Genomic DNA, 21,252 nt, shown 5'->3' with positions numbered 1-21,252 from the left:
TGAAATTCACAACTCTTTGCGGTTTTTTCATAACGGGAATGAATCCAGCCGGATGTAGCTTTGTCTCATTCACTATTAATTCATTTTGTTATGAAAACTACTCATAAAAACACCTGGCTGGCGCTTGTACTGATGGTGCTTCCGCTGGTTGGAAAGGCACAGGTCAGCAACCTGGATTTTGAAATTTGGGATCATCCGGTTACGGAAGCGCAATTCAGTAATCTGCCCACCGGATGGCTCATGCTGGCTCCCGGAAATACGGAACCCTCGTCTCTGGATATTTTTTATGCTCCACCCACAACAAATGCACAAAATGGAGATTATGCACTCACCGTATGTAACTGGTATAACTACATGAAAGACGTTGCCATCCAGATTGGTGCTTACAACACACGACTGAGTGTCGTGAGAGGATTCTACAAGTATACGGAGAACAGCCTTTTAGGAAATACCGACAATGTAATCGATACGGCACAGGTCGCAGTCTATATGACACGTTGGAATAGTGCAACTTCCAAAAGAGATACCGTCGGAACGGGAATCGCGAACCTCTCGGCTGCGACAAATTACACGCCTTTTACCAGTACGATTACCTACGTCAATGCAACGGTACTCCCGGATTCCGTGCGGATTCTGATCGATCCGTCCATGCTGCGGAGAGGGACGGAAAGTTTCATTGTGCAGAATGGTTTTGGTTCCTTTTTAACGATCGACAATCTTTCCCTGGCCGATGAACAAACCGCAGGATTGGAAGAGCAGGAGCCGGCATTCCGGCTCTATCCAAACCCGGTTGCCGATCTCTTGTACATCGATGGATTTAGTGGTATGGTGGAAGTGTTTGATGTAAATGGAAGACAGGTACAAACAACCTCGTTACAGACCAATGAGGCGTTTGTGGCAGAACATTTGCAAACAGGAATTTACATGCTTCAGTTAAGTGATGGAAAACACGTCACCCGCACGAGGATTGTAAAGAAGTAAAGGATCAGAATCATAAGTAATAGTTTAGTTTGATGAAACCCCTCGGGGTGGTGGTTAGGTAGAAAGGATGCGGGTGAAAACCTGCGTCCTTTTTTTGTGTTAAGACAAACCAGACGCATCAAATCTTCAATTGAAAAACCGTTTTTTCGTGCGGAGTGTTTATTTTTGAGCAACTAAAAGTGCCCCGGCTAAATCATCATTCATGATTCCTGTTTTTCACATCTTTTTAAAATCGGCTACAGTTACCAAAACCGGGTACACTCCTGAATTCCGCAAATCATTTTTGGATTGGGGAAGTTCTGTGCGTTCCGAATTGGGGTATATCGAAAACAACCGGCTCATTTTACCGGATTATTGGAAAGATCAGGTGCCGCCTGTTGTGCGAACGGGAGGAATTGTGTTGCAGGATATTTTGGGGTATTCAGGAAGGGAAAGACAGCGGGAGTTGGAACTGGAAGTGAGGCGAAGGTTCCTGCCCGAATGGTACCTGCGTTCGCAGATGGAGCATAACCGGGAATTGTATTGCTTTAACAAACAAAACCGGAAGTGGCCGCTCGGAATGTTGTCGATCGAAAAATCGGAAGAAGGAACGTTTGATTTGTTCGTGGACTTCCTTGAAAATCCCTATCTGATCTACGAATCTCCCCGGGTTCATTACCGGATCGGTACCTTGAAAAAAGGGGAGTCTATTGAAATACGTGCAAACGGAAAATCAGATTTCACGATGACCGGACGAAAACAACGCACCTATTATGAAGTCCGTTACATCATTCAGTACCTGGGTGATGTTCAGGGAATTGATTTTCGCCCGTTTAAAGGAATCACTATTGACCGGGAAATTCCGGAGACCTTTTTCCGGCAGATTGATTTGCGGAAAAAGTACTACTAGACCGAATACCCGTTTTGGATTTTTTAAGAGTTTTTCGACCGAAATACGGCAGTTTTGCCCCGGTTTTGTCTCTTTTTTGAGTAGTTTTGCCTTTATGGAGAACAAAATGCGTCTGATATTTATGACCAGAATGCTGTCCCGTTTGGCGATTGTTCTCCTGTTGGGTACTTATTTGTACAACCTCCATTTGGAAAGACCTTTCCGGTGTAAAACAGAAAAAGTGGGGCAAAACACGACCTTCTTTGATGAATCCGAAGCAGATCTGGCAACTCATTACGAACTCGATTTTATCCGCGATTCGATTATTCAGCCTTTTGCTTTTCATTATTCCGTTTATTTCTTCCCGGAAGCAACTGAAAAAGGGGCATTCATTCCCCGGAAATTCTCCTCGATCTATCTTGAAATTCTGATTCCGCCTCCCCGGAAAAGCAGTTTTATTCCAGCTGTTTCATAAATAAAATCAGAATTACTTAATATTTCAACACATGAATTATCGTGGCGTATTCCTGTATGGAGTACTGATGCTGCTTGCATTGACTTCGTGCGCAGATCAAAAAGAAAATCCGCAGGTATCGGAAACCTATCCCGTTACCTCGCCAGTCCGCATAGACACGAACACCCTGATAGAATACGTAGCCGATATTGCGGCTATAAAGAACATCGAAATCAGGGCAAAAGCTACCGGGTACTTAGAAAAAGTCCATGTAGACGAAGGTTCGTATGTCAGAGAGGGGCAGCTGCTCTTCAGTATCAATAACCGCGAATACAGCGAAGCATTGGCAAAAGACCGGGCCTTGCTGAAAATAGCACGTGCCGAAGCAAAAAATGCAGAGCTTGAACTGGAAAACACCAAAGTGTTGTGGGATAAAAATGTCATTTCCAAAATCGAATACGAATTTGCCAAAAACAAATTGCAGATCGCAAAAGCGAAAGTCGAAGAAATGCTTGCGGAAGAAGCACACGGCAAGCTGATGCTTTCTTATGCCGAACTCCGTGCACCGTTTAGCGGCACAATTTCCAGGCTTCCGAATAAAATCGGTTCCCTGATCGAAGAAGGAACCCTGCTCACAACGCTGTCGCAAAACGAAGAAATCTTCGCCTACTTCGATGTCTCGGAGAAAGAATACCTGGAGTTTATGTCGAAAATTGCGAACGGGAAAGAACAGGATCGCAAGGTGCAGCTCGTGATGGCAAACGGGAAACTTCACCCGGATATGGGCTTGATTGAAACCATGGATGGCGAGATTGACCGCGAAACCGGAAACCTGGCGATCCGTGCCCGTTTCAGTAACAAAGGAAAAGTACTGAAACACGGAGCCAGTGGGAAAATCAGGATGCAGAAAGCGTTTAAGAACGCATTGATTATTCCGCAAAAATCCACGTTCGAGATCCAGGATAAGGTGTACGTGTATGTCATCGACAAATATGGAAAAGCCCGGACAAGAGCTGTGGAAATCCAGGCGCGCATTCCACATTTCTATATGATTTCCGCGGGATTGAGTAAGGACGATACGATTCTGTACGAAGGAATTCAATCCGTGAGTGAAGGGATGAAAATCAAACAGAAACGGATTCCGTTGAAGCACATTATCCGGGAGTTTTCCGAAGCATAGTTCCAATTTAAGATCCATACGATGATTCAAAAAATGATTGAAAGACCGGTACTTTCACTGGTCATCTCTATTTTCATTGTGTTGCTGGGGCTATTGGCAATGAGTACGCTTCCCGTGACGCAGTATCCCGATATCGCACCGCCCGCAGTTTCCGTTACGACACGCTATACCGGTGCAAATGCCGAAGTGTGTTCGAAAGCCGTTGTTACCCCGCTGGAACGGGCGATCAACGGTGTGCCGGGAATGACCTACATGAGTTCCGTTTCAGGAAACGACGGAACCAGCATTATCCAGGTGTATTTTGAGGTCGGAACCGATCCCGATCTGGCAGCAGTGAATGTCCAGAACAGGGTGGCAACCGTACTCGATGAATTACCTGAAGAAGTGATTAAAGCCGGAGTATCTACTGAAAAGGAAATCAACAGTATGCTGATGTACATCAACCTGAAAAGCAGTGATGTTTCAGTAGACGAAAAGTTTGTATACAACTTCTCCGATATCAACGTGCTTCCCGAATTGCGCCGCATCAACGGTGTGGGATATGCAGACATTATGGGAAACCGGGAATACGCCATGCGGATTTGGCTCAAGCCGCAGCGCCTGGATGCTTACGAACTCTCTGCAGATGATGTGGTGACCGCTTTACGCAAGCAAAACCTGGAAGCCGCTCCCGGAAAAGTAGGAGAAAGCTCCGGTCGGAAATCACAATCCATGCAGTATGTATTGCGCTATACCGGGAAACTGACGGAAAAAGAGCAATACGAAAACATGGTGGTAAAAGTAACCGAAACCGGAGAAATGCTTCGTTTGAAAGACGTAGCGGAAGTGGAATTCGGTTCGGTAGATTACGATGTGATTTCGAAAGAAAACGGTAGTCCGTCTGCTGCAATTGTCTTGAAACAAAGACCCGGATCGAATGCCAGTGTGGTCATTGAACAGGTGAAAGCCCGGTTGGAAGAAATGAAACAGAAATCATTTCCTCCGGGAATGGATTATACGATCAGTTACGATGTTTCCCGCTTTTTGGACGCATCGATGGGAGAGGTGATCAAAACCCTGATCGAAGCCTTTATCCTGGTAGCATTAGTAGTATTCCTCTTTTTACAGGATTGGAAATCCACGTTGATTCCGGTCTTTGCCGTTCCGGTTTCACTGATCGGAACCTTTGCGTTCATGCAGTTATTCGGTTTCTCGATCAACCTGCTGACCTTGTTTGCACTTGTACTTTCGATCGGAATTGTGGTCGATAACGCCATTGTGGTAGTGGAAGCGGTGCACGCCAAAATGCACGATGAACACCTGGATGCGAAAACCGCAACCATTGAATCCATGAAAGAAATTACGGGAGCGATCCTGGCGATCACGCTGGTCATGGCGGCGGTATTTGTCCCGGTTGCCTTTCTTTCCGGCCCGGTTGGAGTGTTCTACCGCCAGTTTTCCGTCACGATGGCCATTGCGATTGTCATTTCGGGAATCAACGCGCTAACCCTGACACCGGCGCTTTGCGCACTCATGCTGAAACAGCCGGATCCGAATGCGAAAAAAAGTCGTCTTCAGCGCTTCTTCGATGCATTTAACAGGGGCTATGACCGGGTTTCGGATCGCTACAAAAAACTCCTCGAAGTCCTTGTGAACCGAAGAACGGTAACAATTGGAATCCTACTGCTGTTTGTTGCCGGAACCTGGGGAATCGGTAAGGTACTGCCTTCCGGGTTTATTCCTTCCGAAGACCAGGGAACCATTTATGTGAATGTGACCACGCCGGTAGGTTCCACGCTCGAACGAACGGAAGCCGTGATGGATGAAATCGATCAAATTACCCAAACACTGCCAGAAGTCGAATCCATCTCCAGTCTGTCTGGCTACAGTATGATGACGGAAGGAGTGGGAGCTTCCTTCGGAATGGGAACCATTAACCTGAAATCCTGGGATGAAAGGGGAAAAAATGCGAACGAACTGATCGAAGAATTGATGGTCAAAACGGCCCATGTCAAGGATGCCGAAGTACAGTTTTTCCCGCCACCAGCCGTTCCCGGATTCGGAAATGCAAATGGTTTCGAAGTGCGCCTGCTCGATAAAACCGGGAAAGGAGATTTGCAGGAAACCGCACGGATTACGGACTTGTTCATCAAAGAATTGAAGAAAAGACCGGAAATCAAAGATGCCTTCTCAGGTTTCGATCCCAGTTTTCCGCAATACCTGATTCACATTGATCCGGATTTGGCGGCACGGAAACAGATTTCGGCTGAAGATGCATTGTTCAACCTGCAGGCACTGATCGGAAGTTATTACGCGACAAACTTTATCCGCTACGGACAGATGTACAAAGTGATGTTGCAGGCCGATCCGAAATACCGTGCCCAGCCGGACGATATTTTACGTCTGCGGATTAAGAACAGCGCCGGAGAAATGGTTCCATACGGTGCATTTGCGCGCATTGAACGCGTTTACGGTCCGGAACAGCTTACACGCTACAACATGTACATTTCGGCCATGCTGAACGGAGAAGCAGCTCCTGGTTTCAGTAGTGGAGAGGCTATCCAGGCGATTGAAGAAACTGCAGCGAAATACTTACCACGCGGTTTTGATTACGAATGGTCGGGAATGACGCGGGAAGAAGTACTCTCGGGAAGCCAGATTTTCTACATTTTCGGAATTTGTTTGCTGTTTGTCTACCTCTTGCTGGCAGCACAGTACGAAAGTTTCCTGCTTCCGCTTCCGGTACTGCTGTTTCTCCCGATCGGGATTTTCGGGTCGCTGTTTTTCCTGCAAATTTTAGGACTGGAGAACAATATTTATGCGCAGGTTGCTATGATCATGCTGATCGGATTGCTTGGAAAAAACGCCATTCTGATCATTGAATTTGCGATCCTGAAGCAATCCGAAGGAAAAACAATTGTGCAGGCAGCCATTGAAGGAGCCGTGGCCCGTTTACGACCGATTTTAATGACTTCGTTTGCGTTTACCGCCGGAATGATCCCGCTGATGCTTGCATCCGGAGCCGGTGAAATCGGGAACAGTACAATCGGTTCTGCCGCAGCCGGTGGTATGCTGTTCGGAACCATTTTCGGTGTCATTGTTATTCCCGGGTTGTACGTGGTTTTCGCTTCCCTGTCATCCAAATCAAATTCAAAAAAATGAAACAAATTAATCACATCAAACAGGGAATAATCTTGTTTCTGCTTGTTACTTTGTCGGCTTGTAAAGTCGGGGAAGACGCGCTGAAAACAGACCTGGTTATCCCGAAAACATATGAAGACCGGTCGGAATTAATAGCTATTGATTCGGTGAAAAAGAACGCAGAAGCTCCGATGGAGTGGCGTACATTCTTCACCGATCCGATCCTGGTACAACTGATCGATTCTGCCCTGGTAAACAACCCCGATTTGCAGATTGCGTTGCAGCGCGTGCAGCATGCCCGGGCAGGAGTTCAGTATACCAAAGGAATCCGGCTGCCGGAACTGGGAATCAATCTCGGAACGGGGATTCGCCGTTTTGGAGATTACACCATCGATGGAGTGGGGAATTACGATACACAGTTTTCTACCAACCTGAATGATAAACAACAGCTTCCTAACCCGGTTCCCGATTTTTATGCCGGGGTGTATTCCAGTTGGGAAATTGACTTGTGGGGAAAACTGAAATCGAAGAAAAAAGCAGCTTTGAGCCGGTTTCTGGCCGAAGAACAGGGAAAGAACCTGGTGCTCACCAACCTGGTTTCGGAAGTAGCTCAGCATTATTATTACCTGATGCTGCTCGACCGGAAACGGGCAATCATTGAAGAAAACATCCTGTTGCAGGAAAGCGCGCTGGAAGTCATCGGACTGCAAAAGGATATCGGGAAAAGCAACCAGCTGGCTATTGAACTGATTACGGCAAAAGTGCTCGAATCGCGTGCATTGGTGATGGAAGTGGATCAGGAAATCATCCGGGAAGAGAACACGCTGAATTTCTTGCTGGGACGTTATCCGCAGCCGGTTGTTCGTTCCAGGGCGGAAACTGTGCCGGAACTCACCAAAACCATCCCGGGAGGTATTCCGTCGGATGTCTTGCAAAACCGCCCCGATATTCTCGCTTCAGCTCACCAGTTGAGAGCAAGCAATGCAGACGTGAGAGCAGCAAAAGTGGCATTTTACCCGACTTTAACCCTGAATGCCAACCTGGGCTATCAGTCGTTCCGCGCCGCGTTTTTGTTTGAATCCCCGGCTTCGATTGCATACAACGTCATTGGCGGACTTGCAACGCCTTTATTGAACCGGCGGGCATTGAAAGCGGATTTGATGGCAAGTAAAGCTTCACAGCAAACGGCGTATCTGAATTACGAAAAAACGATCCTCCAGGCTTTCACGGAAGTGTACCAGCTTTTGAAATTCGACGACAATTTCCGTTCGCGAAAATCCGTGAAACAGGAACAGGTGGATTTGCTGAAACGTTCCGTTGAAACTTCCCGGATTTTGTTCTCCTCCGGGAGAGCCGGCTACCTGGAGATTATTACCTCACAGCAAAATTACCTGCAGTCGCAGGTGGAGTTGCTGGAAATTGACCGTCTGAAAAACCAGAACCACGTGCTTTTGTACAAAGCACTCGGTGGAGGATGGAGATAAAACCGGAAAACAGTCCGTTTTGCCAGGGTTGGTTGAACGGGCTGTTTCTATCTGTTCTTCCGGTTGAGTGAACGACTCGTTTGATTGAGGTAGGAATAACTCGGTTTTGCCGGAAATCACTATTTTCAACAATCAAATAACCCACCGGATGAAAAATTGTTTACTGCTGTTTGTGATTCAACTATTTTGCTCAGGACTTTCGTTCAGTCAGATTTCTCACCATGCTTTGAATCAAAAAGCTGCTATTATCAAAAACAAGGTGTCCGAAATACGGGAATGCCCGGTACAGGATTCCATTGCTTTCTTCAAAGAACATCCAAACGGATATTATGCGCGTTTCAACGAGGATGGGAAGATTCTGGAGAAAAACGGGTATTCACACAAAAAGTCAGATGCATTGGTAAGGGTGGAGACCCGGACATTGTTTTTCTACGATGATAAAGGCGAAATGATTGGCCGCGTAGAGCTGTCTTCGGATACCGAAAACCCAGTTAATTCGGTTTCTCTTATTGGAAAAGATTCTGCACGAAACAGCATGAACTACATGGATTTACACAACTTTGGGAACGGGTTTGCGAGTTTGCATCTCAATGAACAAGTTTTAGATACAACATCTGTGAATTGGAATGATACCGTCCGGTTGAGCCGGACACACATCCGGGTTCCCTGGTTCGCTTGGGAAGATTCTGTCTTTTGGGAAGATGTGTACCTGGATAAAAAGGGAAGAGTCGATTCTTCTGAGCGAATTGAAGTGGTGATGAGTAAACCTTATCTGGAAAATCATCGGATTAAAACCCGCTATTTGTACGCTTCGGATGGCAGTTTGAAACAAAAAGTAAGAACCAGTTACGACACCCGGAATAAAAGCTACCGGATTGAAGAATTGTACTACGATCAAACCGGTTTGTTATACCTGTACAGGGAACGATACCTTCCACTGAACCGTGTCGAAGAATCCCGTTTTGTGTATACCTTCCGAACAAAATAAACACATGAACCTGAAAACCATCATCGAATCATTGCTCAGTATGTTGATCAGCACATTGTTCCTATGGGTTATCACCTGGAGTGAAAAGCGCGGAGAATCCGGGATGGATCAGGAAAAAATCCTGCCGGTTGCTTTTCTGTTTAAAGACCGTGAAGAGCAGATTTTAAAGCACTTGTCCGAACAGTGGAGTTGGAAATCGGTTGAGCTGACAAGCGATCCGGTGAAAAACGTTCCGGTATTCAGAACGGTCAGAAAGACCTTAAACGAACTGAAAGCATCCCATGATTCGCTTCACGGAATACGGATTGATTTTCCGGATGAACTAGTGTTCCGGGATTACATCAAACTCCTGGAAATTTGTGGAGAAAAAGAACCCCGGGTCTTCATTCCGGTTTCAAACACTGTTTTCGCCCTTGCTGATCACCGGGAGAATGGGTATTGGTTACAGGAATAGTTGTGTGATTTTTGATTATTTACACAAAACCAGTATTTTAGCTGGAAATAAAATAACCACATGAAATTAATTATCTACGACCCTAATTCACGTTCCAGAATAGAAGAGCGCTTTAAAGTAATCTGGAAGATTTCAATGAAAAAGAAACTGACACTTTTTTGGATCTTTCGTCCGGTTACGGGGTTATTCCTGATCCTGCTGGCATTGTTTACAAAACCTTATAGTACCGCTTCCATGTCGGGAAAAACGATTTATTTGAACCTGAATTTGTTTCTGGCATTGGGAATTGCACTCCTTTTTTACGGGTTGATTGACTTGGTAGGAATCATTCGGGTAAAGAAGAGCATGAGGCTGAATCACTTGAAGAAAGCAGATAAGATCATCACGTTTGAAATAGACGATGAGCTTGTGAAGTGTTATCGCGGAAAGAATGCACGCATCGTTGAATGGGAGAGTATTACATCGTATCATGAAGAGGGAGATTTCCTGTTTTTCAGGATTGACGATTCACTATTAACCCTATTGCCACTGGATAAACGCCTGTTGAATCAAGAGGAACGGATGGTGCTGAAACAACTGCTGGATTCGAAAAATCTCCGTTCTTTATAATCGGTTTACGATTGTAATTCAAAATAGTACGATAGCATGAACGCTTTTGGTAAACTCTCACCGGTCGTTGTCCAATTACAAGATTCGGAGAGCAAATGGCGCAATTTTAAGGAACATAAGCCATCATCGTTTAAGTGGTTGATCCGTTGGATTCTTTTATAGAATTGTTTTTCAGGAATGTCTATTTCGATTAATTTTGGAAGCCTGTGCCGGTTTTAAAGTGACTGTGTGAATTAAATGAATGAATAAATGACCATGGAAGAAGAAAAGGTTTTTCAAACCAAAACCGGTTTTTGCCATATTCTCCCGGACAGACTGGTGCTGACGAGAGACGGAGTAGTGGGGGCGGTGTCGCAGGTTGTAGTAGGTAACCAATTAGGCCGGATTTTGGGTATTTATGGACTTGCTGTGGCCTTTTTCCTCTTTATGGCTTTCTCCAAGTACCAGGAGGGAAAAATGAAAGAAGCGCTTTTCTTTTTAGGATTCTCCCTGTTTCAGGTGGTAATTATTGTGATTTCGAGGAATAATTCTGCCACACCGGTTATTGAGCGCTCACGCATCCGGAAGGTGGTTTTGAAAAAAGCGATCCCTGGATTAACGCGTACCCGCTTCGAAGTGTTTTTTGAAGATGAGAAGGGAAGAATCAAAAAACGGATGATTCTATTGCCGGGAACCTTAACCGGCGGACAGGATGAAACCAAAAAGGCGGTGAAACTCATGCAGGAAGCAGGATTGATCGAACTAAAATAGTTATTGCAATTTTGTTGCATTAATAAAAAGAAAGGCTATTTTTGCTGAAAAGAAACAGACAACTTTCAGCAACATGACACATTCACAGACTTTCGATGTCATCATTATCGGTGGCAGTTACTCAGGCCTGGCTTCGGCTATGTCACTGGGGCGTTCATTGAGATCCGTTTTGGTGATCGACAGCGGAAAACCGTGTAACGCACAAACGCCGCATTCGCATAACTTCCTCACCCGCGACGGAGAAACACCGGCTGCCATTGCAGCAATTGCAAAAAAGCAGGTAGAACAGTACAATACCGTGCAATTTCATGCCGGGTTAGCAATTCAGGGGCTACAAACCGGTTCCGGATTTGAAATCACTACCGAAGCAGGAGAAGTCTTCACTTCCAAAAAACTCATTTTTGCAACAGGTGTTCGCGACTTATTTCCTTCTATTCCAGGTTTTTCAGAATCCTGGGGAATTTCGGTGATTCACTGTCCGTATTGTCACGGCTACGAAGTAAAGGGTGAAAAAACCGGACTTTTTGCAAACGGGGATATGGCTTACGAATTCTCCAAAATGGTCTATAATCTGACGCATGATCTGACCATCCTCACCCATGGAAAATCGACGATGACAGCCGAACAAACGGCCCACCTGGAGACGAAAGGAATTGCAGTTGTCGAGACAGAAATTGAAGCACTGAAACACACCTCCGGAGTATTGGAAGAAGTGGTTTTTAAAGATGGTAAAACATTGACATTGAAAGCGCTATATGCCAGGATTCCGTTTGAGCAGCATGCGGATATTCCCGGGGAATTGGGCTGTGCGCTCAACGAACAGGGATTCCTGCAGGTGGATGCTTTTCAGAAAACAACGGTTCCCGGAGTGTTTGCCTGCGGAGACTGTGTGACCCCGATGCGGTCGGTTGCAAATGCAGTTGCTATGGGAACTTTGGCTGGAGCAATGACGAACAAAGAATTAGTGGATGAAGCGTTTTAGCGGATTCTTTTCTAATTTTAAGCCATGAAGAATTCTAAACCATCCATGCGCATCCTTCACCGGTACTTAGGTTTTTTCCTTGCCGGAATTATGGCCGTTTATGCAATCAGCGGAATTGTATTGATCTTTCGTGAAACGGATTTCCTGAAAACCCAGGTAACGGAAGAGGTGAAAATTGCTCCTCATGTGAAAAACGAATTGCTTGGTAAAGAGTTGGGAATCCGTAAATACCAGTTCGAGCGGGAAGAAGGAGAGATGGTTTATTTTCGTAATGGCGATTACAACAAACAAACAGGAGTAGCTCATATTACCAGCAAGGAACTTCCGTATATCCTGGATAAAATGACACATCTGCACAAAGCAACAACGAGTGATCCGCTTTACTGGCTGAATGTGTTTTTCGGTGTAGCGCTGCTTTTCTTCGTGATCTCTGCTTTCTGGATGTATTTGCCGAAAACCAAAGTATTCAAAACCGGGTTGTTGTATTCACTGGCAGGTTTGGTTCTGACATTGATTTTGTTGTTCGTTTAAGCACGGTTTTTAAGTTCCCTGGATTCCGCAGACTTCGATCCGCCGTGGCGGAGAGTGCGGGTTGAAATGCCAGTAAAATAAGGTGTTGTATGCAATATCGCGAACATGCATCAAAAACCGGATTTTTTGCTGTTTGTATGGTGTTTGCAATGATCTTTTTTAACTCTCTGCAATCCTTCCTGTTTGAATAACACGGCAAAATGCCTTATCTTTGTGACCTGAACGAATAAATTCTGTATGTGATTAGCTGTTTCCCTGGAAAATAAATGAATGCGAAACCCAAGGGGGTTCCAATCTCGATTCATCATTTTAGACCAAAAACATGCTTATTATACAGAATATCTCATACACCCATGCTTCGGGTGAACAGGTGTTTGACACCATTCAATGCGCACTTCAGAAAGGCGAAAAAATGGCACTTGCAGGTGCTAACGGTTCCGGGAAATCGACGCTGTTGAAACTCATAGCCGGAGTACTTGCTCCGCAATCCGGAACGATTCAGAAAGACATCGAACCGTATTACATTCCACAGATTTTTGGTCAGTTTGATCACCAAACCGTGGCGCAGGTACTCGGAGTAGCAGAAAAATTACACGCTTTTTACGAGATCTTGTCGGGAAACGCCAATGAAGCGAACCTCGAAATCCTGGACGACGACTGGACCGTGGAAGATCGCTGCAAAGAAGCTTTGAGCTATTGGAAACTGGACGAATTGGAACTGAATCAACAATTGTCAGCGTTGAGTGGCGGACAAAAAACAAAGGTCTTTCTTGCCGGAATATGGATTCATCAGCCAGAACTGGTATTGATGGACGAACCGAGCAATCACCTGGATCAAACTTCCCGGCAGTTGCTGTTCGACTTTGTCCGCACGACATCGAAAACCCTGCTCATCGTGAGTCACGACCGGAAATTGCTGAACCTGGTTTCAAAAATCAGTGAACTGGACAAACGCGGAATCACGGTCTATGGCGGAAATTACGAATTCTATCAATCCCGGAAAGCAGCCGAATTGAAGGCTTTGAACCAGGAATTGAACAGTATGGAGAAAACCCTGCGGAAAGCCAAAGACAAAGAGCGTGAAACGATGGAACGCCAGCAGAAACTGGATAGCAGGGGGAAAAAGAAGCAGGAAAAAGCGGGAGTTCCCACGATCATGCTCAATACGCTGCGAAACAACGCCGAGAAAAGTACGTCTAAACTTAAACAGGCACATGCCGATAAAATCGGGGGAATCTCAACAAACCTGCAGGAATTGAGAAAATCACTGCCGGATCCCGATAAATTGAAATTCGGGTTCGACGATTCTCACCTGCACCGCGGAAAAATCATCCTCAAAGCCGAACAAGTACAGTTTACGTATTCGGAAACCAACTTGTGGAATGAATCGCAGTCTTTCCAGATCAACAGCGGCGAACGTATCGCGATCAAAGGAGACAATGGTTCGGGTAAAACCACGTTGATTCAGTTGATTCTCGGAAACCGGGAACCCACTGAAGGAAGGATTTTCCGGTCATTGGATCAATCGGTTTACATTGATCAGGATTATTCGTTGATTAATAATCAGTTAACGGTGTTTGATCAAGCCTCTAAATTCAATCAAACCGGACTGCTGGAACACGAAGTAAAGATGCGCCTGGACTATTTTCTGTTTGACAAAAACGATTGGGACAAACCTTGTTCGGTGCTCAGCGGAGGGGAGAGAATGCGTTTGATTTTATGTTGTCTGGCACTCGGAACGAAAGCGCCCGATTTGATCGTCTTGGATGAACCCACCAACAACCTCGATCTGGAAAGTGTCGAGATTCTGACTGCTGCCATCCGGGAATATGCGGGAACGGTGATCGTTGTTTCACACGATGAAACCTTTTTGGAGGAAATAGGGATCGAATCTGTCATCCAACTTTAGCAGGAATACCATAATTACAGGGAATACAGGGAGATTTACATTTTATTTCTCCCTTTCTTGTTATGTTTTAATATTTAAACAAAATGTGTTAAAATATTTTATTTGTTAGTAATTACTCACTTACGATACTATCCTTATATGAAGTGTTACTATCGTGTTATGTTTCTCCTGAATTCTGCTTCTAATTTAGCGACCGTTACAAACTATTTTTTTTTGCATTAATAACTAACGAACGTTAGTAAGCCGAAAAAACAAAAGAAAACTAACTATGAAAAAACTAAAACTACTTGTACTAAGTACGGTCTGCATTGGTTTTGCTCATGCACAAACAGCAGATTCAACCGCTAAGAGAAACAAGTTCCTGGATTCTTTGATGATCAAAACGCCTTATTTCGGGATTAAATTCGGAGGTTTTTTGAGACACGATGCCGCTTTTGATTCGCGTCAGGTGATCGGAGCGCGTGAGTCCAGTGTGCTTTTATGGCCCAAAGATGTGGTGCGCGATGTGGATGGAAAAGACATCAATGCAGCGCCCAATTTCCAGATGCTGGCCATTATTTCCCGGCTTTCAGGTACGATTACCGGTCCGGATGTGATGAAAGCAAAAACGTCCGGAATCTTTGAAGCAGAGTTTTTTGGAAACACGGAAGCAAGTATCAACGAATTTCGTTTGCGTCACGCCTGGATCAAGCTCGACTGGAAAAAAACACAGCTCGGATTGGGACAATACTGGAACCCGATGACCGTGATGGATTGTTATGCCGGCGTGGTGAACTTTAATACCGGAGCGCCTTTCATGCCGTTTAACCGGAATCCGCAAATCCGCCTGACTCAAAAACTGGGAACCAAATTCAATATGATCGTTGCGGCGGTTTCCCAGCGCGATTTCTCTTCGAATACGGAAGCATACCGGAACAGCGCACTGCCGGCCGGACACCTCCAGTTCCAATTCAAGACAGCGAAATTCGTAGCCGGAATTGCCGGACACGTGGAAAACCTGCGTCCGAAAACCAGCGGAACAATTGCTCCGGGAGTTGTGAAGGTTTCCAATGAGCGTGTCACCAGTCTTTCATCGATCGCGTATGCCAAAATCATTACCAAACCGGTGATGATCCGTGCGGAAGCTTTTGTGGGGCAGAATGCTTCCACGTTTGTGATGCTCGGAGGTTTTGTCGGCTACACCTTGCCGGGTGGTTTGGAAACGTATCAAACGATGAATACCAAATCAGCCTGGATCGATATTGTTTCAAACAACAAGAAAATCGCACCGGGAATTTTCTTCGGGTACACACAAAATGACGGTACGGGAAGTTCGGTTGACGGAGCTACCGTTGCCACTTATGGATTGTCTTCCGCTTTGGGAGCTGTTGCTGCAGGAGCCGGAAAACGCACTATCGCATACATGTACCGTGTATCTCCGCGCGTGGAATTCCTCTTCAACAATTTCAAGTTCGGATTTGAAATCGAATGCACGACCGCGCAATGGGGGGATGCAGAAAACGACGGAACGGTTCGAAACAACAAAGTAATGGCGACCAACTACCGGGCGCTGTTCGCAACGACGTATACTTTTTGATTTTAACGACTAACTCTTTTGAAAAATATGGAAACACAAACTACAACAACACCTGCTCAGCCGGAAGAAAAGAACAGTCTTTTCCTCGTCATTCTGGCATCTGCCACCGGAACATTGATCGAGTGGTATGACTTATTCCTGGCATTGATTCTAACCAGCGTTTTATCTGAGAAATTATTTCCTCCGGGAGATTCCAAATTCCTGGAAACCCTTGCCGTGGTTGGTTCGTCTTACTTAATCCGTCCGATCGGTTCCCTGCTGTTCGGGAATATCGGTGACAAAGTAGGGCGAAAATATTCCTTCCTGGTTTCCCTCTTACTGATGGGAGCCGCTACGTTCCTGATCGGGTGTATTCCATCTTTTGAAACCATCGGGTGGTTTGCGCCTGTGCTATTGCTGCTTTTCCGTTTGATGCAGGGATTAGCAATCAGCGGGGAATATGCGGGAGCAACGATTTATGTAGCAGAACACGCTCCGAAACACAAACGCGGATTCTATACCGGGTTCATTCAGGCAACCGTTCCTGTCGGATTGATCATCTGTTTGCTCGTAGTGTATGTCACTAAAAGCAGTATGACTCCGGAAAGCTTTATCAGCTACGGCTGGCGGATTCCCTTCCTGTTTAGCGCCGTATTGGTTGCCCTGAGTTACATTGCACGTAAAAAACTGCATGAAAGCCCGGTTTTCAGCCAATTGAAGAAAGAAGGAAAAACGAGTAAAACACCGATCAAAGACGCATTTAAGGAAAAAGGAAACATCAAACTGATGCTGAAAGCGATTTTTGGTGTCAATGCGGCACAAAGTACCATTATGCAGACGAGTTTATTCGTGACTTTGTTCTTCATGCAGCGTGCAGTGATGCTTCCGGAAACAACTGTTTTGCTGATTATGGGAGTGACCACGATTTGCAGTACGCCGTTTTATCAGTATTTCGGGGCATTGAGCGACCGCATCGGGCGTAAAAAGGTCTTGTTGAGCGGTTTGATTGCCAGTGCAATTCTGATTCCGCTTTCATTCTACCTGTTTATGGAAATCGGGAATCCGCAGCATTTGAAAGAGGTGCACGAAGTCAGTGCTGGAGTCACGATTCAATTGATCGGAATCAGTTTGTTGCTGAGCATTGCGGGAGCGGCAACTTACGGTCCGCTGGGTGCATTCATGCTGGAAATTTTCCCGACGAAAATCCGCTACACGAGTATGGGATTTGCCTACAATATGAGTAACGGAGTATTGGGAGGATCAACTACGTTCATCACGGAATTCCTGAAGAAAACAATTGTTGTGAGTGCGGCACTTTCTCCGTACATCGGCTTGATTTACCCGATGATCCTGATTGTCATCGCAATTGTGGTGAACAGCATTTCCATCCGGGAAACAAATCACATCGACCTGGCTGAAGAATAAAAAAGGAAACAAAATCCGGTTGGCGGGATGACAAACCGAAATCCTGCCACCGGATTGGAATGATAACAGAAAAACAAAAACATGACGTACTTTAACAAAGACATCGAAACCTTACCGATCGACAAACTGCGCAAACTTCAAAACGAACGGTTACAGCACCAGGTTCAGATGATTTACAACACCGTGCCGTTCTACAAACAGCAATTCGATGAAAGAGGGTTGAAGCCTTCAGATATCCGGACGGTGCACGATCTGCATAAACTTCCTTTCACGAAGAAAGATGCTTTGCGGGAAAATTACCCTTTCGGATTGTTTACGGTTCCGGTTTCAGATACCGTTCGCCTGCATTGTTCCAGCGGAACTACCGGAAAACCGATTGTAGTCGGTTACACCAAAAAAGACATCGATATTTTCTCTGAAGTGATTGCACGTTCGTTGACGGCTGCCGGTTGTCAGAAAGGAATGAAAATGCAGAACGCATACGGTTATGGCTTGTTTACCGGAGGTTTGGGGTTGCATTATGGAGCTGAAAAACTCGAAATGACCGTAATCCCGATTTCAGGAGGTGGAACTGAAAAGCAAATCATGTTATTGCAGGACTTCCAGAGCGAAGCCATTTGCTGTACGCCTTCCTATGCGCTCACCATTGCTGAAATGATCGAAAAGAAAGGCATTGATTTGAAAAGCCTGAATCTGAAATATGCCGTTTTGGGTGCTGAACCCTGGACTGAAAGTGTGCGGGCAGAAGTGGAAGCCAAGTTAGGGGTAACGGCGACGAATATCTACGGACTTTCGGAGATCATCGGGCCGGGAGTTTCCCAGGAAGATTTTGAAGAAAAGGGAACCGGAAGCTACGTTTGGGAAGATCATTTCTACCCTGAAATCGTGGATAAAGACACCGGAGAACCTGTGCCTGAAGGTCAAACCGGGGTGTTGGTCTTCACTACGCTGACCAAAGAAGCCATGCCGATGATGCGTTACTGGACGAATGACATTGCGAGTTTGTACTACGATAAAAGCGCGAAACGAACTCATGTGAAAATGGGGCCGATTTTGGGCCGTTCGGACGAAATGCTGATCATTCGCGGAGTGAACCTGTTTCACACGCAAGTGGAAGCCGTTTTGGAGCATTCCACGGATTTCAGTTCGAATTACCAGCTGGTGGTGAAGCGCGAAGGAACAATGGATTCGGTGGAAGTAAACATCGAAATCAACCCGGAATTGTACAAGGGACTTCTAAAAGAAACCTCGCTCGAAGACGTGTTGCAGCACGAAAAAATTCAGCAGGCGCATAAAATGCTGACGAAAAAGATCAAAGACGAAATCGGTTTGTCGATGAAAGTAAACCTGGCTTCACCGGGAATCATTCCCCGAAGTGAAGGCGGAAAACTGAGCCGGATTTTAGACCTGCGATCCAAATAATTCGTTTCACTTAGTCGATTTCACACGTGACAAAAAAACAACTCATACTTGATTCATCCCTGGAACTGTTTACGGAGAAGGGGGTGAAAAGTACGACCACGAAGTCCATCGCCATCCATGCGGACGTTTCCGAAGCGCTGATTTTTAAATATTTCGGCACGAAAGACAACCTGCTGGACGAAATTCTGCGTTCGGAATACCAGCAGGCATCGAAGAAAACGCTGGAATATCTTCAGGAACCTGATGCACTCAAATACATTCTGAAAATTGTAGAACTTCCGGTCATTTTGGTCAACAGTCACCGGGCTTTCTGGAAGATGCAGTACAATATCCTGTCCCTGAACCAGTTGTCGAAGAAATACCACCGGGCATTCATCACTCCTTGCGAAGACCACTTAAAACATGCTTTTTCGGAGTTGAACTACACCGATCCCGAATTGGAAGCAGAACTGCTCCTGATGCTCATCGACGCGTTGTGGAAACACTATGCAAGCGGAAGAAAAGACGAACAGATGACCAGGGAGTTGATTGGGTTGATTCAACGGAAATACATGAATAATTGAAAATGTAAAATTGATACTTCGACTTAGTTCGACAAACTCATCGCAAGTGCTCACTACAGGTCGCTCAGTATTGTAATTGAGAATTGAGAAGTGAAAATTGAAAAGATTTTTGAATTGAACTATTGAACTATCTCTACAAATAAAAAAATCGAAATCAATTATTTCCCGACAAAGCGTATTTTTAGTCCGTGATCACAAGTGAAAGCCGGACAATGAATGCGGATCAGATATTGGATGAAATAGCGAAACTCCCGGAGGAATCAAAAGAATTATTGAAGTCAAAATTGACTGAAGTGCACTTTCCAAAGGGATTTATTCTCCTGCGCGCCAATAAAGTGGAGTCCGGTATCTATTTCATCCGGAAGGGAATCGTGAGGGCTTATGCCTATCAAAACGACAACGAAATCACTTTTTGGTTCGGATCGGAAGGTCAGGCTGTGATCTCCATGAGAAGCTACGTGGAAGGTTTGCCCGGCTATGAAGACATTGAATTACTCGAAGATTGCGAATTACTGAAATTGAAAATGAGCGATTTGAAAAGCTTGTTCCAGACAGATATCCACATCGCCAACTGGGGGCGACGTTTTGCCGAAAGGGAATTGATCCGCACCGAAGAGCGATTGATTTCACGCCAGTTCCGGACAGCTCAGGAACGTTACGCCGCACTGATCGAAACCAATCCCGATTTGCTCAAAAGAGTACAGCTTGGTTACATTGCCTCCTACTTGGGAATCACCCAGGTCAGTTTGAGCCGGATCCGCGCAAAAGTCTAATAATCTTAGAGGAGTGAGCGGAGTCGAACCCCGAACGATCATTTTTTTATCATTTGTAAAAGGCTCCCGGAAATCTCTTTCAGAACTTTGTGATCTGAAAAAACATACAGATGAATTGGATTATTTTGATTATCGCGGGATTATTTGAAGTGGCATTTGCATCGTGCCTGGAAAAAGCAAAAGTGGCTGCAGGAAATGCGGTGTACTGGTGGTATATGGGCTTCTTCGTGTCGATTATCGTCAGCATGCTGTTGTTGATGAAAGCCATTCAGACACTGCCGATCGGAACGGCTTATGCCGTTTGGACAGGAATCGGTGCAGTGGGAACCGTTTTGATCGGAATCTTCGTGTTCAAGGAACCGGTTAGTTTCTGGAAACTGTTTTTCATCGTGACGCTCATCGGTTCCATCGTTGGGCTGAAAGCAGTGTCACATTAGGAAACCAATTCGATCCAATAAAAAAAATCGGGCTTTTGGGCCCGATTTCAAAAAGAGGTTCCGGATTCAGGCTTCCAGGATAGCAATCATTTTTTCAGCAACTCCTTTCGCAGAAGCCGGATTTTGCCCCGTTACCAGGTTACCGTCGGCGATACTGTTTGCTCCCCATGGTGCAACTCCATGGAAGATAGCTCCCTGATTCACCAAGGCAGTTTCCAGTTCGAATGGAACATCCGGTTTTGCATAATGTTCTTCTTCCTCGTTGGTAAATGACGCGATGTTTTTACCGTTGACCAGGTAAGTGCCGTCGCTTAAGCGCACATTCAGCAGGGAAACCGGTCCGTGACAAACCGCTCCGACCACTGCATTGCGTTCATACGTTTCACGGATTGTGTCTTTCAACAGCGGATTTTCCGGCATATCGACCATCGGAGCGAGTCCCCCGGGAATAAATACTGCGTCGTATGCTCCGGTGTTTACTTCTGAAAGTTTTACTGCCTGCTGCATGTCTGCCCAGCCTTTACCTGTCAGGAATGCGAGGTTATCCGGATCATCCGCCAGGTTCAATGCATCGAGGTAGGGCGTGTCGCCTGTTAAACTGGCGAAGTCTATGTGATAGTTTGCTTTTTCAAATTCGGCATAAGGGTGTGCCACTTCGGGTAAAAAGGTTCCTGTTCTTCTGTTGTTTGGCCCGATGGCATTTGCATTTGATACGATAATTAAAACTTTTTTCATGATCTTGAATGTTTGATTGTGTTATTGTGAAT

At 45.5% G+C, this 21,252-nt stretch carries 21 protein-coding genes; 19 read left to right on the top strand and 2 right to left on the bottom strand.

Annotation, left to right across the window (positions count from 1 at the left end; all coding sequences use genetic code 11):
- The first annotated feature begins 90 nt into the window (after positions 1-90).
- The 12 genes from ABDV94_RS04945 (at position 91) to ABDV94_RS04890 (ending at position 12,401) form a co-directional block, all read left to right on the top strand.
- Entirely contained in the window at positions 91-981 is an 891-nt protein-coding gene (locus tag ABDV94_RS04945; protein WP_343605278.1) for a T9SS type A sorting domain-containing protein, read from the top strand.
- A gap of 202 nt (positions 982-1,183) precedes the next feature.
- Complete coding sequence (locus ABDV94_RS04940; protein ID WP_343605276.1) at positions 1,184-1,870, top strand: hypothetical protein; 687 nt, start codon at positions 1,184-1,186, stop codon at positions 1,868-1,870.
- 121 nt (positions 1,871-1,991) lie between these two features.
- Entirely contained in the window at positions 1,992-2,324 is a 333-nt protein-coding gene (locus ABDV94_RS04935; protein ID WP_343605275.1) for a hypothetical protein, read from the top strand.
- A 31-nt stretch (positions 2,325-2,355) separates the two neighbouring features.
- On the top strand, positions 2,356-3,483 hold the full coding sequence (locus tag ABDV94_RS04930; protein WP_343605274.1) for an efflux RND transporter periplasmic adaptor subunit: 1,128 nt from the start codon (positions 2,356-2,358) through the stop codon (positions 3,481-3,483).
- Positions 3,484-3,504: 21 nt separating this feature from the next.
- A complete protein-coding gene (locus ABDV94_RS04925; RefSeq protein WP_343605273.1) occupies positions 3,505-6,624 on the top strand; it encodes an efflux RND transporter permease subunit in 3,120 nt (1,039 codons plus the stop codon).
- Positions 6,621-8,087 (top strand): efflux transporter outer membrane subunit, encoded by a 1,467-nt coding sequence (locus ABDV94_RS04920; protein ID WP_343605271.1) that lies wholly within the window; start codon positions 6,621-6,623, stop codon positions 8,085-8,087. The genes ABDV94_RS04925 and ABDV94_RS04920 overlap by 4 nt, the downstream gene beginning before the upstream one ends.
- A 148-nt stretch (positions 8,088-8,235) precedes the next feature.
- Complete coding sequence (locus tag ABDV94_RS04915; RefSeq protein ID WP_343605269.1) at positions 8,236-9,075, top strand: hypothetical protein; 840 nt, start codon at positions 8,236-8,238, stop codon at positions 9,073-9,075.
- 4 nt (positions 9,076-9,079) lie between these two features.
- Positions 9,080-9,529, top strand: a complete 450-nt coding sequence (locus tag ABDV94_RS04910; protein WP_343605268.1) for a hypothetical protein — start codon at positions 9,080-9,082, stop codon at positions 9,527-9,529.
- Positions 9,530-9,589: 60 nt separating this feature from the next.
- The gene (locus tag ABDV94_RS04905; RefSeq protein ID WP_343605266.1) at positions 9,590-10,138 is read left to right on the top strand and encodes a hypothetical protein; all 549 of its coding nucleotides are present in this window, start codon (positions 9,590-9,592) and stop codon (positions 10,136-10,138) included.
- 255 nt (positions 10,139-10,393) lie between these two features.
- Positions 10,394-10,888 (top strand): phosphoribosylaminoimidazolesuccinocarboxamide synthase, encoded by a 495-nt coding sequence (locus ABDV94_RS04900; protein ID WP_343605265.1) that lies wholly within the window; start codon positions 10,394-10,396, stop codon positions 10,886-10,888.
- Between the two features lie 73 nt (positions 10,889-10,961).
- The gene (locus ABDV94_RS04895; protein ID WP_343605264.1) at positions 10,962-11,870 is read left to right on the top strand and encodes an NAD(P)/FAD-dependent oxidoreductase; all 909 of its coding nucleotides are present in this window, start codon (positions 10,962-10,964) and stop codon (positions 11,868-11,870) included.
- A 24-nt stretch (positions 11,871-11,894) separates the two neighbouring features.
- Entirely contained in the window at positions 11,895-12,401 is a 507-nt protein-coding gene (locus ABDV94_RS04890; protein ID WP_343605262.1) for a hypothetical protein, read from the top strand.
- A 9-nt stretch (positions 12,402-12,410) separates the two neighbouring features.
- Here ABDV94_RS04890 and ABDV94_RS04885 read toward each other — a convergent pair whose 3' ends face one another.
- Positions 12,411-12,551 carry a hypothetical protein gene (locus tag ABDV94_RS04885; protein WP_343605260.1) on the bottom strand — a complete coding sequence of 47 codons (141 nt, stop codon included), beginning with the start codon at positions 12,549-12,551 and terminating at the stop codon, positions 12,411-12,413.
- 172 nt (positions 12,552-12,723) lie between these two features.
- Between ABDV94_RS04885 and ABDV94_RS04880 the strand changes: the two genes are divergently transcribed.
- The 7 genes from ABDV94_RS04880 (at position 12,724) to ABDV94_RS04850 (ending at position 20,485) form a co-directional block, all read left to right on the top strand.
- Entirely contained in the window at positions 12,724-14,310 is a 1,587-nt protein-coding gene (locus ABDV94_RS04880) for an ABC-F family ATP-binding cassette domain-containing protein (RefSeq protein WP_343605258.1), read from the top strand.
- A gap of 268 nt (positions 14,311-14,578) precedes the next feature.
- Positions 14,579-15,886, top strand: a complete 1,308-nt coding sequence (locus tag ABDV94_RS04875; RefSeq protein WP_343605256.1) for a hypothetical protein — start codon at positions 14,579-14,581, stop codon at positions 15,884-15,886.
- Between the two features lie 27 nt (positions 15,887-15,913).
- Complete coding sequence (locus ABDV94_RS04870) at positions 15,914-17,290, top strand: MFS transporter (protein ID WP_343605254.1); 1,377 nt, start codon at positions 15,914-15,916, stop codon at positions 17,288-17,290.
- Positions 17,291-17,371: 81 nt separating this feature from the next.
- The gene (locus tag ABDV94_RS04865) at positions 17,372-18,712 is read left to right on the top strand and encodes a phenylacetate--CoA ligase (RefSeq protein ID WP_343605252.1); all 1,341 of its coding nucleotides are present in this window, start codon (positions 17,372-17,374) and stop codon (positions 18,710-18,712) included.
- Between the two features lie 26 nt (positions 18,713-18,738).
- Positions 18,739-19,275, top strand: coding sequence for a helix-turn-helix domain-containing protein (locus ABDV94_RS04860; RefSeq protein ID WP_343605251.1), 537 nt, complete (start codon positions 18,739-18,741; stop codon positions 19,273-19,275).
- Positions 19,276-19,487: 212 nt separating this feature from the next.
- Complete coding sequence (locus tag ABDV94_RS04855; RefSeq protein WP_343605357.1) at positions 19,488-20,048, top strand: Crp/Fnr family transcriptional regulator; 561 nt, start codon at positions 19,488-19,490, stop codon at positions 20,046-20,048.
- 110 nt (positions 20,049-20,158) lie between these two features.
- Positions 20,159-20,485 (top strand): multidrug efflux SMR transporter, encoded by a 327-nt coding sequence (locus ABDV94_RS04850; protein WP_343605250.1) that lies wholly within the window; start codon positions 20,159-20,161, stop codon positions 20,483-20,485.
- Positions 20,486-20,551: 66 nt separating this feature from the next.
- Here the strand turns inward: ABDV94_RS04850 and ABDV94_RS04845 are convergent, their stop codons facing one another.
- Complete coding sequence (locus ABDV94_RS04845; protein ID WP_343605249.1) at positions 20,552-21,220, bottom strand: type 1 glutamine amidotransferase domain-containing protein; 669 nt, start codon at positions 21,218-21,220, stop codon at positions 20,552-20,554.
- Positions 21,221-21,252 lie beyond the last annotated feature (32 nt).

The organism is Fluviicola sp. (genome assembly GCF_039596355.1).
Taxonomy (GTDB): Bacteria; Bacteroidota; Bacteroidia; order Flavobacteriales_D; family Crocinitomicaceae; genus Fluviicola.
The sequence above is the reverse complement of the archived record's forward strand: the minus strand, read 5'-3'. Positions and strand labels throughout refer to the sequence as shown.